Annotated in this window: 13 protein-coding genes and 1 CRISPR repeat array; of the genes, 3 read left to right on the forward strand and 10 right to left on the reverse strand. The window is 45.0% G+C overall.

Features of this window, described 5'->3' with window-relative positions:
* The first annotated feature begins 1,146 nt into the window (after window positions 1-1,146).
* Window positions 1,147-2,415, forward strand: coding sequence for an MFS transporter (locus QQZ12_RS04025; RefSeq protein ID WP_194830593.1), 1,269 nt, complete (start codon window positions 1,147-1,149; stop codon window positions 2,413-2,415).
* Window positions 2,416-2,591: 176 nt separating this feature from the next.
* On the opposite strand, the gene QQZ12_RS04030 is transcribed toward QQZ12_RS04025, so the two are convergent.
* From QQZ12_RS04030 to QQZ12_RS04055, 6 genes are all read right to left on the reverse strand, one after another.
* Window positions 2,592-3,596 (reverse strand): NAD(P)/FAD-dependent oxidoreductase, encoded by a 1,005-nt coding sequence (locus tag QQZ12_RS04030; RefSeq protein WP_102992765.1) that lies wholly within the window; start codon window positions 3,594-3,596, stop codon window positions 2,592-2,594.
* Window positions 3,597-3,616: 20 nt separating this feature from the next.
* Window positions 3,617-4,624: a FecCD family ABC transporter permease gene (locus QQZ12_RS04035; RefSeq protein ID WP_284724157.1), complete on the reverse strand. Its 1,008-nt coding sequence runs from the start codon at window positions 4,622-4,624 to the stop codon at window positions 3,617-3,619.
* A 2-nt stretch (window positions 4,625-4,626) separates the two neighbouring features.
* Window positions 4,627-5,667, reverse strand: a complete 1,041-nt coding sequence (locus QQZ12_RS04040; protein ID WP_431606295.1) for a FecCD family ABC transporter permease — start codon at window positions 5,665-5,667, stop codon at window positions 4,627-4,629.
* A 29-nt stretch (window positions 5,668-5,696) separates the two neighbouring features.
* The gene (locus tag QQZ12_RS04045) at window positions 5,697-6,629 is read right to left on the reverse strand and encodes an iron-hydroxamate ABC transporter substrate-binding protein (RefSeq protein WP_189318851.1); all 933 of its coding nucleotides are present in this window, start codon (window positions 6,627-6,629) and stop codon (window positions 5,697-5,699) included.
* Window positions 6,630-6,717: 88 nt separating this feature from the next.
* Window positions 6,718-7,527, reverse strand: a complete 810-nt coding sequence (locus QQZ12_RS04050; protein ID WP_102992766.1) for an ABC transporter ATP-binding protein — start codon at window positions 7,525-7,527, stop codon at window positions 6,718-6,720.
* Between the two features lie 328 nt (window positions 7,528-7,855).
* Entirely contained in the window at window positions 7,856-8,929 is a 1,074-nt protein-coding gene (locus QQZ12_RS04055) for a WD40/YVTN/BNR-like repeat-containing protein (RefSeq protein WP_284724020.1), read from the reverse strand.
* Between the two features lie 346 nt (window positions 8,930-9,275).
* Here QQZ12_RS04055 and QQZ12_RS04060 point away from each other — a divergent pair, with 346 nt between their 5' ends.
* Together QQZ12_RS04060 and QQZ12_RS04065 are read left to right on the forward strand one after the other, a co-directional pair.
* Window positions 9,276-9,449 (forward strand): hypothetical protein, encoded by a 174-nt coding sequence (locus QQZ12_RS04060; RefSeq protein ID WP_223247948.1) that lies wholly within the window; start codon window positions 9,276-9,278, stop codon window positions 9,447-9,449.
* Between the two features lie 536 nt (window positions 9,450-9,985).
* Window positions 9,986-10,888, forward strand: a complete 903-nt coding sequence (locus QQZ12_RS04065) for a sulfite exporter TauE/SafE family protein (RefSeq protein WP_102992768.1) — start codon at window positions 9,986-9,988, stop codon at window positions 10,886-10,888.
* Between the two features lie 263 nt (window positions 10,889-11,151).
* Here the strand turns inward: QQZ12_RS04065 and QQZ12_RS04070 are convergent, their stop codons facing one another.
* The 4 genes from QQZ12_RS04070 to cas2 all read right to left on the reverse strand — a co-directional run bounded on the left by QQZ12_RS04070 (window position 11,152) and on the right by cas2 (window position 14,386).
* The gene (locus tag QQZ12_RS04070) at window positions 11,152-11,616 is read right to left on the reverse strand and encodes a GNAT family N-acetyltransferase (RefSeq protein ID WP_228503103.1); all 465 of its coding nucleotides are present in this window, start codon (window positions 11,614-11,616) and stop codon (window positions 11,152-11,154) included.
* An 85-nt stretch (window positions 11,617-11,701) separates the two neighbouring features.
* Window positions 11,702-12,271 carry an imm11 family protein gene (locus QQZ12_RS04075; RefSeq protein WP_284724021.1) on the reverse strand — a complete coding sequence of 190 codons (570 nt, stop codon included), beginning with the start codon at window positions 12,269-12,271 and terminating at the stop codon, window positions 11,702-11,704.
* Window positions 12,272-12,414: 143 nt separating this feature from the next.
* Window positions 12,415-12,906 carry a hypothetical protein gene (locus QQZ12_RS04080; protein WP_284724022.1) on the reverse strand — a complete coding sequence of 164 codons (492 nt, stop codon included), beginning with the start codon at window positions 12,904-12,906 and terminating at the stop codon, window positions 12,415-12,417.
* Window positions 12,907-13,063: 157 nt separating this feature from the next.
* A CRISPR array of direct repeats spans window positions 13,064-13,678; the repeat unit is 29 nt; unit sequence ATTCATATTCCACATAGTTAAGTGATAAC.
* 444 nt (window positions 13,679-14,122) lie between these two features.
* Window positions 14,123-14,386, reverse strand: coding sequence for a CRISPR-associated endonuclease Cas2 (cas2, locus tag QQZ12_RS04085; protein WP_102992772.1), 264 nt, complete (start codon window positions 14,384-14,386; stop codon window positions 14,123-14,125).
* Window position 14,387 lies beyond the last annotated feature (1 nt).

Genomic DNA, 14,387 nt, shown 5'->3' on the forward strand with positions numbered 1-14,387 from the left:
ATCCTTCTGGTTGGGAACGTATCAATCGCTCACCCCCGTTCGGAGCAAACCTGTACCATGCACATTTATATACCTTTTACGAATAAATCCAATCTTCCTTATTCGAATTTCCTATTAAAACACTAAAAACAATTGCCGCTCTAAGTTCGATGAGCGCTCAACCATCTGTAACATTCAATCTTTTCGTAGCCCCAAGCTCAGACTCGCCAAAGGAAAGTCGGCCTGGGATACGATCTTCCTATTTACCAATATTAAATCAGGCTGACAGTGATCATCAAAAATAGAAAACCATTTCTTTCAACATTTCCGTTCCTCATCCCACCTTTCCCATACCAAACAAAAACAATTATTCCCTAATTCCACGTTTTTGGGTATGCCTGTAAGTCCAGTGAAATAAGAAACCATCACCTCTGCTAAGCAGCTGAGACGTTATGAGCATAAATTCATGCAGTTATGTTATAAATTACATATACAATCTTTACTACATTCGATACCATTAATTTAAATATATAAATTTCCATTCGTCAACAACTTACCAGACAATTAATAAGAAATATTGTTTTTTTACATATAAATTTCTTCTCGAACTACACTTCTTTAAAAAATCTAGTCATACCAGACTCAACAGCTATTATATGCCACCATCCCATCCTTAATAAACCATAAAATTTATGAATGACCAATGTTCATTTATTAAAAAATGCAAGGGAACAACTATGAAGTGGACGCACAATTTATTAAAAAAGGAGATTTTTGTTGTTTTTTAAATTGTTATTATATATGATATTTGGTGTGAAGCGGTATTTTTTAAATAAACGGATTCTATATAGACTATGTATATTATCACTCTCATCTAGTAGATAAACATATTCCGCCACAAGCGTGTTGATCTGCCTGAAGTGGATTTTGCCTATCGCTTGACTGGGAACATGTATTGATACATCACGATGGTTTTCTACTCCTATTCAACGAAGGGATGCCCGAGGAAAAGAAACGGTGCGGACAGGACGAGATTCACCCCTCTTCTCCCACAAGGACTATTTGGCTTTTCAACACGCCCGATTCCGCTGGAAAATCTTGCGTTTCACATTTTGGCGGATTTTGGTCATGTGGCTCAACTTCTTTTGTAAAAGTGAGGTCTAAATGATGAATGAATCCTTATCGAAAGAAATGAGTGTCACACAAGAGAAACCGTCACCCACTCCTCTTTTAAAAAATCGTTCTTTTTTGATGTTGATCATTTCCATTATCTTTAGTAGCTTGGCCACTTCCACCTATCTGATGATTGAAACTTGGTATGTTTCCAAACATTTGCAAATGCCTTCGATGATTGGTTACGTGTTGATGGCAACAGCGATCCCGCGCTTGTTGCTGATGAGTGTGGGGGGCGTGGTGGCCGACCGCTTCAGACGGTCCCTTATCATGTTTTACTCTGATTTCTTTAGGTTTGTGCTATTGTTGGCCATGACATTTCTATTTCTTTCTGATCAATTGACCTTCACCATCTTGATCATTTTCGCCCTGTTGTTCGGAGTTTTGGAATCATTCTACTGGCCCGCGGCCTCCTCCATCATTCCGACCATCGTTCCCGATTCGCAATTGGGCGCGGCCAACAGCTACAACTTCACTATCCAGCAAGTCGGCGTGCTCGTCGGCCCTGTCATCGCCGGGATGTCCCTCACTTGGGGCTCATATGATTGGTCTTTTGGCCTCATCAGCGTCATGCTGTTGCTCGGGTCCGTGTTCTTGCTGGGCGTCCGCGACCAACCACAGCAATCGGAGCCTGACGAAGTATCAGAGGAAAAACAGTCGATGCTAGCAGAAATCAAGGAAGGGTTCCTTTACATAAAAGAGGATCGGTTCAAGTTTTCCATTCTGCTCACAAACGCCATTTCTGTCTTTTTCTTGGTCGGTCCCTTGTCTATCGCTATTCCCACGTTTGTGACGGAAACACTAAACGGAACCGCGATGGATTTCACCTACCTTGAAATTTCTTTGACCGCCGGGTCCTTGATCGGCGCAATCGTCATCGGCATGATCAATATCACTAAACAACGGGCCATGTGGTCCTATATCTTTATGCTCTTCTTCTGCTTCAGCATGATGGGGCTTGGTTTTGCCAAAGAACTGATTCCGGCCATTATCGCCCTGCTGTTCACGGGGATCTTTTCCTCTTTTGCCAACACAACCATGGTCACCGCATTGCAATCGATCATTGACATGGACAAAATGGGTAGAGTAATGAGCTTGTTCACCATGGCTTCAACCGGATTGGTTCCTATCTCCCAGGGCTTCATCCCGATGATATTGAACAAGGGTGTCTCGCTGTCCCATTTGCTGATCGCCGGTAGTTCCATCACTTGCGTTTTTCTGATCAGTGTGTTGCTATTGGTCAAAACGATCCGTTCTCAATAATCCTTCGCTCGAAGCGATTTCGACACAACAACAAAAGGGCAAAGTTGGAAGATACACCCAACTCGCCCTTTTTTCCATTCTCATCTTTTATATCCTGCCACTTTACCCATAGCCAATTAGCCCGTTTCCCACGCTTGCTTTTCATGCGTAGGAGTCGGTTAGCCAATTAGGTATCATCAGGCATCGACAAACTTATCGTGATGGGTGGAATATAAATCAGCCAATGGGGATTCCGGTTGCAAATGTTTCTTTGCGCTGTTCACAGCGACCGGCCCTTCTGTGAAACCTCCCGTGATGAGCTTCAATTTGTTGGGATAGGTCACTGCGTCCCCGGCCGCAAAAATACCTGGAATATTCGTTTCCATCGCATTGTTCACTACAAAATGCCCGTCTTTCATCTCCAGTCCCCAATCGTTGATTCCGCCCAAATCTCCTCTGATTCCGTGATTCACGATCAATTCATCAATCTCCAGCTCGCGCGTTTCTCCTGTTTCCAAGTGTTCAATCGTCACTTTTTGAATGTGATCAGACTCCCCATGCAATGCTTTCAGAGCATATGGGGTCAACGTGACTGCCGCTTCGCTCATATGGGTGACATGCTGTTCATGGCCCCGGAATTCATCTCTGCGGTGAATAACCGTCACCTTTTTGGCGATCGGCAACAATTCATTAGCCCAATCCACCGCCGCGTTTCCGCCTCCCGAAATGAGAACGTGCTTCCCTTTAAACTTGTCCAATTCGCCCACCGAATAGTGCAAATTGCCGCTTTCATAACGTTCCGCGCCTTCTATGTCCAGTTTGATCGGTTCAAAAATGCCGTGACCCACTGTCAGGATAATGGTTCGTGTATGGTGGATGTCTCCTTGGGTGCTGGTCAATAGAAAGGTTCCGTCTTCCAACCGTTCCAGTCCGGAAATGCGCTGTCCGCAAATGATTGTCGGTGCAAAAGTTTGCGCCTGCTCCTTGAGTCGCTCGACGAGGTCAGCACCAGTGATTGCCGGGATGCCGCCGATATCTCTGATGGTTTTCTCTGGAAAAAACATGGAGACTTTGCCGCCGAGTTCCGGCCCGGATTCAATCAATTTGGTTTTCATTTCTCGCATGCCGCTGTAAAATGCGCTAAACAGCCCTACCGGCCCTCCCCCTATGATCGTGACATCGTACAGGCCATCTTTTTTCATGTGCCTCTCCTCCAGCTGAACTATTTTTTAGCCATTAAGTACATAAAATAGGGCGCACCGATGATACTTACAACAATACCAGCGGGAATGCCGATGGGATCCGTCATGGCCCTGCCGATCGTGTCAGCGGCAAGGAGCAATATCGCACCAAGCAAAGCCGCGATGGGAAGAGCTCCCTGGAGGCGAGGCCCAACCAGCGACCTAGCGATATGCGGAGCCATCAGACCGACAAAAGCGATCCCTCCGCTGACCGCCACAGATGCTGACGAAAGGGCCACCGCGATCAAAATGAGCAAGCGTCTTTCCCGCTCCACATGAACACCTAACCCGATGGACACATGCTCATGCAAATGCAATGTATTCAAAACATGGGACTTCGCCCATGCAATAGGGAGCAAAACAAGAATCCATGGTAGTAACGCCAACACAAATGTCCAATCGTCTCCCCAGATCCGGCCCGCCATCCAATTGGCGAAGAAAGAGGCCTCTTCCTGTCCCAACCGGGAAGTCAACGTGATGATCCCGCCGTTTAGGGCAGCCGCCATCCCTACACCAATAAGCACCAGCCGAGTCGGGTCAACTCCCTCTCCTTTTTTATGGGCCATGGTGTAAATGAAGATAGCCGTAATAATGCCACCCAGCAACGCAAACAGCGGGAGAATATAGACATAAGTGGATGACTCTACGGTAAAGAACATCACATAGACCACCACCATGAATCCAGCTCCCGCATTAATCCCCAACACACCTGGATCTGACAGCGGATTTTTGGTGATGCTTTGTAAAATCGAACCAGAAACGGCCAGACCCATTCCTGCCAAAACCGTGATCACTATTCTCGGCAACCGAAAGCCGTATAAAATCAACTCTTCTTTTTCTGTGCCCCGCCCCAATAAGGTTCGCGCCAATTGCTCGGGAGACAGTGACACAAACCCCGTCGCCACACTCACCACAATCAGTGCCAACAGAAACAATAGAGCAATGATGACTGCAAGCCGAACTCTTGCGTGCTGTTGCGCATGGATCATGTTCACTTCCTCCCTCCTCTTCGCGCGAGATAAAGAAAGAAAGGCACGCCAACCATGGAAACGATGGCTCCTACTGGAGTCTCATATGGTGCATTGACCAGTCTCGCCGCCGTATCGGCTAGCACCATCAACACACCCCCAAAGATGGCCGAACAGGGGATAATCCACCGGTAATCTGTCCCCACCAAAAAGCGGACCATATGAGGCACCATCAAACCGACAAAAGCAATGGCCCCGGCGATGGAAACGGCTGCCCCGGCCAGGATGAGCACGACACACATAAGGACAGTTTTCGTCAATAACGTGCGCTGTCCTAACCCTTTGGCTATTTCTTCACCAAAGCTTAACACCGTCAACCCTTTTGAAAACATGATGGCGATCACGATGCCGACGCCGACGACGGGCAACAGCCATCTCAGTTGAACCCAGTTTGTCCCTGACACCCCTCCGGCCGTCCAGAAAGTGAGTTCTTGGGACAGCTTGTAATAGAGTGCAATGCCTTCCGCAATCGCTGACAATAAAGCTGTAACGGCAGCCCCCGCCAATGTGATACGAAGGGGCGTTAAGCCCCCTCGTTTCAAAGAACCCAAGCCAAACACCATCGCAGCCCCGATCCCGGCACCGATAAAGGAAACGATCATGACCGATAAATAGGTGGCACTCGGGTAAAAAGCAAAGACACACGCTAGGGCCAGACTGGCACCGGCGTTTAAACCGAGCAAACCGGAGTCGGCGAGAGGATTCCTGGTCATTCCCTGCATGATAGAGCCGCTGACCGCCAAGGCCGCCCCCACGGCCGCTGCTGCCAGCTCGCGAGGCAACCTGAGGCTGACAATGATTTGATCCGCCTCTCTCGTTGAATCATAGTCAAATATCGATCGCCACACGGTGAAAAAGTCAATGTCGGCCGCCCCGACCGAAATGGCAAACGCCATGCTGAGCATGAGGAGAGCGATGCCAGACACTAGGACCGTAGCCCCGATTACCGGTCGGGAAAAAGCGGCGTCTCCTGCTTGCATCCGTTTGTTTTTGCTAAACATCATGGGCATGAATCCTTTATCCGACTTTGAAGTCATTTTCTTTTCGTCAGGGAGTCAACAATGAACTCCATCTCTTTTTCAAGCGAAATCGGATCATTGAAATAAAAAGATTTGGAGTCGAAGAGAATCACCTGGTTCTTCTGCACAGCAGGAATGCCTTTCCAAACATCGGTTTGCATAAACGAGTTGTCTGCTGAATCATCCCCTTGGCCAACAAAGAGGTAGTCGCCTGCGTATTGTGGAATCACCTCTTTGGAAATCGCTTTATACCCAGGCCCGAACACATCCTGTTCCAACTTTTTGGTCGGTTTCAAGCCAAGCGCCTGATAGATGACTTCTGTCCCGCGACCCCAGTTTTTTCCATACACATACATGTCTTTGCCGAACGTTTCCAACACGGTGGCGGTGGCATTTTCACCGATAGCTGCTTGAACCTTTTTGCGCTCCGCTTTTGCCTTCTCTTGCCACTGTGCGACCCACTCTCTGGCTTCCTTTTCTTTACCCACCAGCTTGCCGATCTCGATATGCTGTTGCAGATAGTCGTATTTTTCGTAAGTAAACGCGACCGTTGGAGCGATTTGAGCATATTTTTTAAGATTTTTATCGTTGGAGTAGGTAATGATCAAATCGGGATTTAACGCCAAGAGCTTCTCCACGGAATCTTCGGTGACCACTTCCACATCATCCAACTGACCTTCATAAAATTTGTTTCCTTTCGGCCATTCATTGACAGCGATTGGCTTGATGCCAAGTTTCAGCAAGTTTCCTGCATAAGTCGCAGCCAGCACAGCTACTCTCTGCGGTTTCGCAGGGACTTTAATATCCCCTTGTTCAGAACGGTACGTTCTGGTTTGTGATGTGGAATCCGTGGTCGATTGACCTGCGTTGCCCCCACACGCGGCCAGTAAGACCGCCATAACCATCATTATCATGCTGAAAAGCATTCGTTTTTTATGTATGCGCATTTTTCCCTCATCTCCAATTTGTTTTAATAATAAAAATCATTCTCGATCATTCCTCAAAAAAAAAGCTGTTCCTCCAAGCTCCCTCACATCAATCAATCACTGCGACATGAGACCGATCGATCAAATCATATGTGAGGCACATCGGCTTTTTCGTCCGCGGGTCTAAGCCAACTTCAACATCGATGTTAAAAACGCGCTGAAGGATTTCGGGAGTGATGATCTCCTCCGCTGTCCCTTCTTTAACCAATTCCCCCGCTTTCATAGCCACGATGTGATCCGCGAAACGGGCCGCATGGTTGAGATCATGGATCACCATCACAATGGTGCGCTTTTCCTTTTCGTTCAAATGTTTGAGTAGCTCCAATATCTCCAGTTGATGCGACAAGTCAAGATACGTTGTCGGTTCATCAAGTAGAATGATATCGGTTTCCTGGACTAGCGCCATAGCGATCCACGCCCGCTGTCTCTGCCCGCCCGACAGGGCATCCACCGCTCTGTCCTTAAAGTGGGAAACGCCGGTGATCTCCATAGCCCAATTAATTACTTTCCAGTCGGCTTCTTGTAGCCTGCCCATCCCCTTTTGGTATGGAAACCTTCCATAAGAAACGAGTTCGGCCACAGTAAGCCCTTCCGGGGCGTCCGGCGACTGAGGCAATATCGCCATCTTTTGCGCAATCTTTTTCGTTTTTTCCATCGTAATATCTTTGCCGTCCAGAAACACTGCTCCTGATTTTGCGGAAAGAATGCGCGCCATGGTCTTCAACACAGTCGATTTGCCACACCCATTCGGTCCGATGATCGCAGTGATTTTCCCATCTGGAATGGTTAAGTTCAAATTGTTGACGATATCTTGGCTTCCATAGGCTATTCTTAAATTCTCAGTAAAAAGCCTGGACATTTTCTCCCTCCAATCGCCCTGACTTGAAAGACAACACCTGATGTGTTGCAATCAGTCATGCGGCGAACTCTTAGCACAATCTCCGATTTTCACCCTTGTAATTGTTGATAACGATTCTCGATCTCAAATGATATTTTAGTTTGGTCTCGCCGTTGTGTCAACTGTTGCCACTAAATAAAAGCCGCTTATTTACTTGTATTCTTATTTGCAAATAAAATGAGGCTGCCTCCCAGATAGGGCAGCCTCATTGGTACCTGCCTTCCTTATTTGATCCAGTGTTATCTAGGCCAACTTCACAGATCGCGTTGATGTGCTGAAAATGACTGCCTCATCCTCTCACCGCCAACGCGTGCGGATGCTGCCGCTCATACTCCTCTTTCCAGTCGATGTCCAAACGCCGCCATGTCAAACCAGTATCCGCCGAGCGATACAATCCCTGATTGGTCAAAGCGTAAAAAACGCCTGGCTCATCTTGATTAGCCGCAAGAATGGGAATCACCATGCCTTCCGTCGGTGGAAGCCCCTCCCTCACTTCCTGCCACGGCTGATTTCCTTCTTTACGGTAGATGGTGGATTCCGGTGTAACTTGGTGCAGATGATGAGCCTCCATCGCATGAACCGAGGCCGATACGATAATCACGTCTGGATTTCCCGGGTCCACTGCCATACCGTAAAGATAATGATGCTTAAGCCCTTCGGCCTTGCTCTCCCAAGTCAGACCGGCGTCCTTACTCTCCAGGTATTCGCGCCCCACTTCAAACAATCCGTCACCCGCCGCGGCATACAGCCGGCCCGGAGCCATTGGATGAGTCAGCAAGGTATGCGTGTCCAAAGGCCCGCGAAACTTCCGATCTTCCCATGTTTGGCCGCCGTCCAGACTGCGAATGAAAGCGCCAGCCTCGATGGAAACATAGATTTTTTCCCCCTCTTTGATATCTGGCGTGATCCAGCGGATGTGACTGGTATGGGGGCGTGGTGGGAAGCTCCAAGTGGCCGCCGATGGCAACAGGCGGACATTTTCCAGTTCCGTCCAGTTGTCCCCGCCGTCGTCAGAGCGGTACAAAGCGGTCGGTTCGGTTCCCACAAACACCACACCGTAACCGTTAGCCTGTTGAACGGGGCTGACTGCGACCGCCGTCACAATGGCCTGATTAATCCCCCGACCCATCAGCGGTTCCGTGTAGAGGCCAGGTGAACCGCAAGGCTCCCACGTCTCGCCCCCATCATCACTACGCCACAGTCCCCGACCAAAGGTGCCGCAGTACACACGCTCCCGCCGAAAAGGATCGAATGTCACACAAATCGGTTGCATTCCCTGCAACGTTTGCTTGGTTGTGATTCGTTCCCCTTGCACATCCACCACCAGTAGATCCTTTTCCATCGCCAAGTACAGCTTCGTCATGGAAACACCCACCTTTAGATTCATTTGTTTGGACTTGCAAACATGCCAGCTAATGACACCCTAAAAACAGACATGCAACCAGTTACTTCCACGAACAAACAAATAATCATACTACAATTAAATAATAACAAATATAACTTACAATTTAAAATTACCTAATAATCATTCTAAATAAATCTATCATTGATACACACACTTTCGGTCATGCCTACAGGCTGGCAGAGATCGATTCGCCGGGGATACAACGTGCTATGATGTAAGAGGTCGAACAATCGCAGATCCTCGCATTCAGCTTTGACTCTGACCTCACCCGCCCGCAACTACAATGTTTTCTAGGGTGTGTCTAGTGGGGAAGAAGCGGCTGAAAAACCTTTTCTCGAGGAGCGCCTCGCCACCGCGTGAAGCGAATGAGAAAATGGTTTTGGTTAAACTGGCCGGCACACCCGAACTCAAAGTGTACGACGATGACGATCCCTACAAGCCAGACTATTACTCAGAAATCTGGATTCCTGTAAAATAATCACAGCTTAGGCACGTGCACCGGGCCGCAAATTAAGAAGACGAAACGAATCCACCCCCCGCAACGCGGTGCCGAGTTGAAAGAAGGATGGGATACTCTCCCATCCTTTTCTGTGCGCCGCTGAATAAAGGATGCCAATAAAGCAATAAGCAAGATTTCACTTTTCAATCTCATTCTTGACAGGCGGTTAACGGATGGATATGATTATTTTAAATCAAATAATTCATATCAATTAAGTATGTTTTATGCTTTAAGTAATTTTTTGGTGCTGGATGAATAGATTGATTTAGCAGGATCATATCTCGACCAATTGACTCGACATAGTGGAGTTGCTTATCGAAAAGCATGCTTATGTAGCAAGCGATACCTTATGCATAGGGCGATCGCATGACACGGCATCTTGAGATGATTTTTTGTGTCGCAATTTTCCCAATCATACTTGCTATCGGGATGTCTGTTGGAATGAATTCGCTCTAACATCTTATGATCTAATTCTGAGTAATTAGATGGATATTGTCCGTTAAAGGAGGATCTTTATGCAACGGCTTATCATTTTCGCCATCATCGGGCTTTTCGCCCAATTGGTGGACGGCTCCTTAGGGATGGCATATGGCGTCACTTCCAGTTCGCTTTTACTTCTATTCGGCGTTTCTCCAGCGATTGCTTCTGCTTCTGTTCACATGGCTGAAGTCGTCACTACTGCCGCTTCAGGCGTATCTCACATCCGTTTTGGAAACGTGGATAAGCAAACCGTTTATCGCCTGATTCTCCCTGGTTCCCTGGGTGCCTTTATCGGAGCTTGTTTTTTGAGCAACTTGCCTGGGGATGTGGTTAAACCGTATATCGCCGTTTTCTTATTTGCTTTGGGTATTTATGTACTTCTGCGATTTTTGCTTGCTGACTCCAAGAAAATTACCCATGCCGATACCAACCGCACACCCAGTAAAAAGTTACTTGTTCCGCTCGGCTTCATCGCGGGCTTTGCTGATTCTACGGGAGGAGGTGGCTGGGGCCCACTCACAACGCCGGTCTTGCTATCACGCAATGAGCTTGAACCGCGCAAAGTGATTGGCTCAGTAGATGCCAGTGAGTTTGCCATCGCCTCCGCCGCCACAATTGGCTTTTTTATTTCATTGGGCCCGGAGCAGTTTCATTGGCAATGGGTATTGGCATTGATGGCGGGAGGAGTAGTAGCTGCTCCTATCGCTGCTTGGTTGGTCCGCAAGATTCCGGCCGCCATTCTCGGTGTGTTGGTTGGGGGACTGATTATCATTACGAACCTCAAAACATTATTTGGCGCCTTTGATATCAGTTCCAATGCCGTACAAAATGGAGCCTATCTCTTTGTCGCTTTGCTGTGGGCTGGCGCTGTCGCGTACAACATTGTGCGCCATTATAAACAAATCCAACAAACAAAGCAGGAAGAAAAAGCACTTTAATACTGCTTCGGTCTTTAACGCCGTTTTTAGTATATCGGGACAGGGTTGTCCGGAATAAAAAATGCCGGAGCCGCTTTAAACAAGGCGGCTCTTTTTTGCATATACACTTGGGTCCGCTTGAACAGAGACGCCATCAATCTCAGTAGGAATAAAAAAAGAGGGCTTCAAATTTTGCCCTTAATAAAAAGAAAACATAACGAGCGCTTGACCTTGATACACTATGTGACAAATCCCCGCTTCGCCATGTTTCACTGTTTCTATTCTTACTCCCACTCCCGAACATATTTCAACAAATGGGTCACCGTACCAAAAAAGTTATCTTCTATCTCTTCTTCCACGTGAAACTGCATCGATTCATAAAAGGATCGTCCACCACCATTCTCCTTTTCTACCCAAGCAAACATCTGACGAAGAGGATATACATCGTTGATCAATTGATTCAATAAGCGTTTACCTATCCCTTTGCCTTGAAATTCTGGAAGAAGATAAATCCGAGTTAATTCATACTCAGCAAATCCTCTTTCTACTAATTCCCCATAACCAACGATGCCGTCTTCGGTAGCAACTACATAAAACAGGCGACGAAGCTTGTTACTGTCTGTTCTCAGCAAGTCTCTCAGCCTATCTAATGAGTACGCTTGCGATAAAAATGTGAGAATCGCTTTCTCTGGATAAATTTCTTTATAGGCATGTAGCCATGTGACTTGAGCTACCCTCTGTACCTCCAACAAATCAGCATTCTCGGACGAATATTCACAAACCCATCCCCTTTTCTGTACCATATCTAAAATTGAATCAGCCGTTATCGCTTATCTAAAAAACTAGCTTTTTCGAATTCCAAACTTCAGTAAACTGAAATCCAACCAATCCTTTGGACTCAACCGCTTCTTTAAACTCATCAGATACAAAGACCATCAATCCAATTCGATCATCTAACCAAATACGAAAAACGTGTTCATTCTTAACTTTTTCTGGAATAAACGCATACCTTTCAAATCCTACCTTCAACCCCGTACTCAATTGTCTGATAACTGCATGTTGATAATCGATCGCATCAATGGCATTCATAACATGTATAGCATAATACTCTTTCTGTGGATGAATAAGCGGCAACCCCTCTACTTTATCCTTTAAAAACTTTTGTAACTCATTAAAAGCTCGGTCACTACAAACAAGGGTAGCTGAATGACCCCAAAATATTGGGCAATCACTCGGCTCCCCATCTTCTAATGTAAATACGTTCACATCTTCCCAGACATCGGCTAATGGAGTAATGGAATGAAATCTTTCCTTAAAGTATTTTTCATAAGCTTGGTCAAAATTTACTAGCTGTAATGTTTCAAAACGCTCATCCAAAGAGGCTTTTAACTCCCATATTTTCATGCTCACCCCTCCATTAGGATGCAATCACTTCTATATAAATTTAAAATACCGCTCAGCATTTACGTCGTAGCGGTATCAAGCAAAACATCAGTAAATTGCCGTTAACAAAAATCCCATCTGAAAAGACGGGCGATTTATTTCAACTATCTCACATCAAACCCAATCCAAAAAAATGTAGTACACTTAGACAATTGAACACTAGGAATACAGGTTTTCTTTTTAAACAATCCTAGAATTGACGTTTCGATTTCTTTCATCTCAAAAAAACTGTTTGTGAACGGTGCCCATCCCACAAACTGATTATTACTCCCTAATTCATAAGCCCAAGTGAACGCTTCCTTCACAAATGCTTTATTCACGTCAATCAAATAATATTTGTTATGCCTACTCTTAATCGTTTTATACGAAATGTTCTCCTCTATACATCTTTCTTCAATCTCCTCTTCCATAAAACAGAAAGGCTCGATTACTAGGCATATCGGAAACTGATCTTGAAGCTCAATAAAAGAAATCAGGTTTTGCTGTTTTTCTTGCTTTTCTCCCTCAAAATATATACTTAACGCATATTTGACTGGTTCCTTCAGGGAAAAAGGCAAATCCAATTGCTCTAACTCTACTTTCTCCATATGGATCATAGCCATGCTCCTACATTGTGAGATGGTTTTTACAATGAAAAGACCATCTCTACTCTTACTATTTACTTCCATTTAATTTTTGATCACGAAGAACATATGACATAATGATGATTATTGCTGAAACCCAATAACGGCGTATTCCATTTGTCCCATGCAAATTCATATTCCACATAGTTAATTGATAACGCAGCCGCATAAGTAGGAGCCGATCCAGCCGTTTTATTCATATTCCACATAGTTAAGTGATAACCACTTGCAGCAACTGCGGAGAGGAGTGGGAATACGAATTCATATTCCACATAGTTAAGTGATAACACATAACCTAGCCGCTCTAGTTCTTCTTGATGTTTATAATTCATATTCCACATAGTTAAGTGATAACAGAGCTTCTATTTTCGATTCTAAGCGACTTTAGGAGATTCATATTCCACATAGTTAAGTGATAACCATAAACACGCATTTCGCTTCCTCCTTTGTTTTGTGATTCATATTCCACATAGTTAAGTGATAACGAAAAATCTGAGGAGGAATGAAGATGCGAGAAGCAAATTCATATTCCACATAGTTAAGTGATAACCCACTTCAGCATCTGATTTATCCTTGTCTGTTACCCAATTCATATTCCACATAGTTAAGTGATAACACAGTTTGCGCATTCGCAACGCTACGTGGTGTTGAAATTCATATTCCACATAGTTAAGTGATAACGGGCCAGTATTGCGATTTTGACATTAACCTACCAAATTCATATTCCACATAGTTAAGTGATAACCCTATACATACATAAACAAAAAGCCCAATAATCACAAAGCTTTGAGCGATTTTATAAAACTCTCTATTTACTATTTTTGCAGTATACCTTTAGTATTAATCTACCTTTTGAATAGATACTGGTGCTCAAGCTAGACTTTTTAAGGCCTTTTGCTTCTGTTCAAAAAAAGAACTTTACTGCGATAAATTTATCCACATAGTTAGTTAACTATTCATTAGTCTTGTTTCAAATAAAGATTTCATAATCCACATAGTTAATTGATAACCTATAAGATCACACAAGTAAAAACCAGTCATTTCAAGGCTTTTAACAAATTGAATAAGGCTTCAAAATTCCTCAATTGCAACCTTCAATATTAATCTGCTTTCCGAGCATATGTTTGAGTTTGAGTAAGATATCTCGAAACCTTTACTACATTTTATTATAAAAAACCTTACTGCACCATTATAAGAACATGGTTTCAAAGGATTTTTCCTGTCCATATACCGTTTTCTGAATCTGTTTCGGATTTTTTACTTGATATACATACAGTGAATCTACTTGGTCATTTACTACTCCCCTAATCTCTGCCAGACACTTCTTTAATTTACCTTCTGTAATTTCACCTTCAAACACGGAGTTTTGAGTCCAAACCAGATATTTTTTCAATATCTTGTGTACCTTAGCAACACGCTTATCTTCAATGTCATAAGTGATAATGACAAACAAG

This window comes from Laceyella tengchongensis, assembly GCF_900182735.1.
Classification (GTDB): domain Bacteria; phylum Bacillota; class Bacilli; order Thermoactinomycetales; family Thermoactinomycetaceae; genus Laceyella; species Laceyella tengchongensis.

Bases quoted from the DNA above. Each gene is read 5' to 3' on its own strand.
- QQZ12_RS04025 (WP_194830593.1), top strand. From the start codon at position 1,147: ATGAATGAATCCTTATCGAAAGAAATGAGTGTCACACAAGAGAAACCG.
- QQZ12_RS04030 (WP_102992765.1), bottom strand. From the start codon at position 3,596: ATGAAAAAAGATGGCCTGTACGATGTCACGATCATAGGGGGAGGGCCG.
- QQZ12_RS04035 (WP_284724157.1), bottom strand. From the start codon at position 4,624: ATGATCCATGCGCAACAGCACGCAAGAGTTCGGCTTGCAGTCATCATT.
- QQZ12_RS04040 (WP_431606295.1), bottom strand. From the start codon at position 5,667: ATGATGTTTAGCAAAAACAAACGGATGCAAGCAGGAGACGCCGCTTTT.
- QQZ12_RS04045 (WP_189318851.1), bottom strand. From the start codon at position 6,629: ATGCGCATACATAAAAAACGAATGCTTTTCAGCATGATAATGATGGTT.
- QQZ12_RS04050 (WP_102992766.1), bottom strand. From the start codon at position 7,527: ATGTCCAGGCTTTTTACTGAGAATTTAAGAATAGCCTATGGAAGCCAA.
- QQZ12_RS04055 (WP_284724020.1), bottom strand. From the start codon at position 8,929: ATGACGAAGCTGTACTTGGCGATGGAAAAGGATCTACTGGTGGTGGAT.
- QQZ12_RS04065 (WP_102992768.1), top strand. From the start codon at position 9,986: ATGCAACGGCTTATCATTTTCGCCATCATCGGGCTTTTCGCCCAATTG.
- QQZ12_RS04075 (WP_284724021.1), bottom strand. From the start codon at position 12,271: ATGAAAATATGGGAGTTAAAAGCCTCTTTGGATGAGCGTTTTGAAACA.
- QQZ12_RS04080 (WP_284724022.1), bottom strand. From the start codon at position 12,906: ATGATCCATATGGAGAAAGTAGAGTTAGAGCAATTGGATTTGCCTTTT.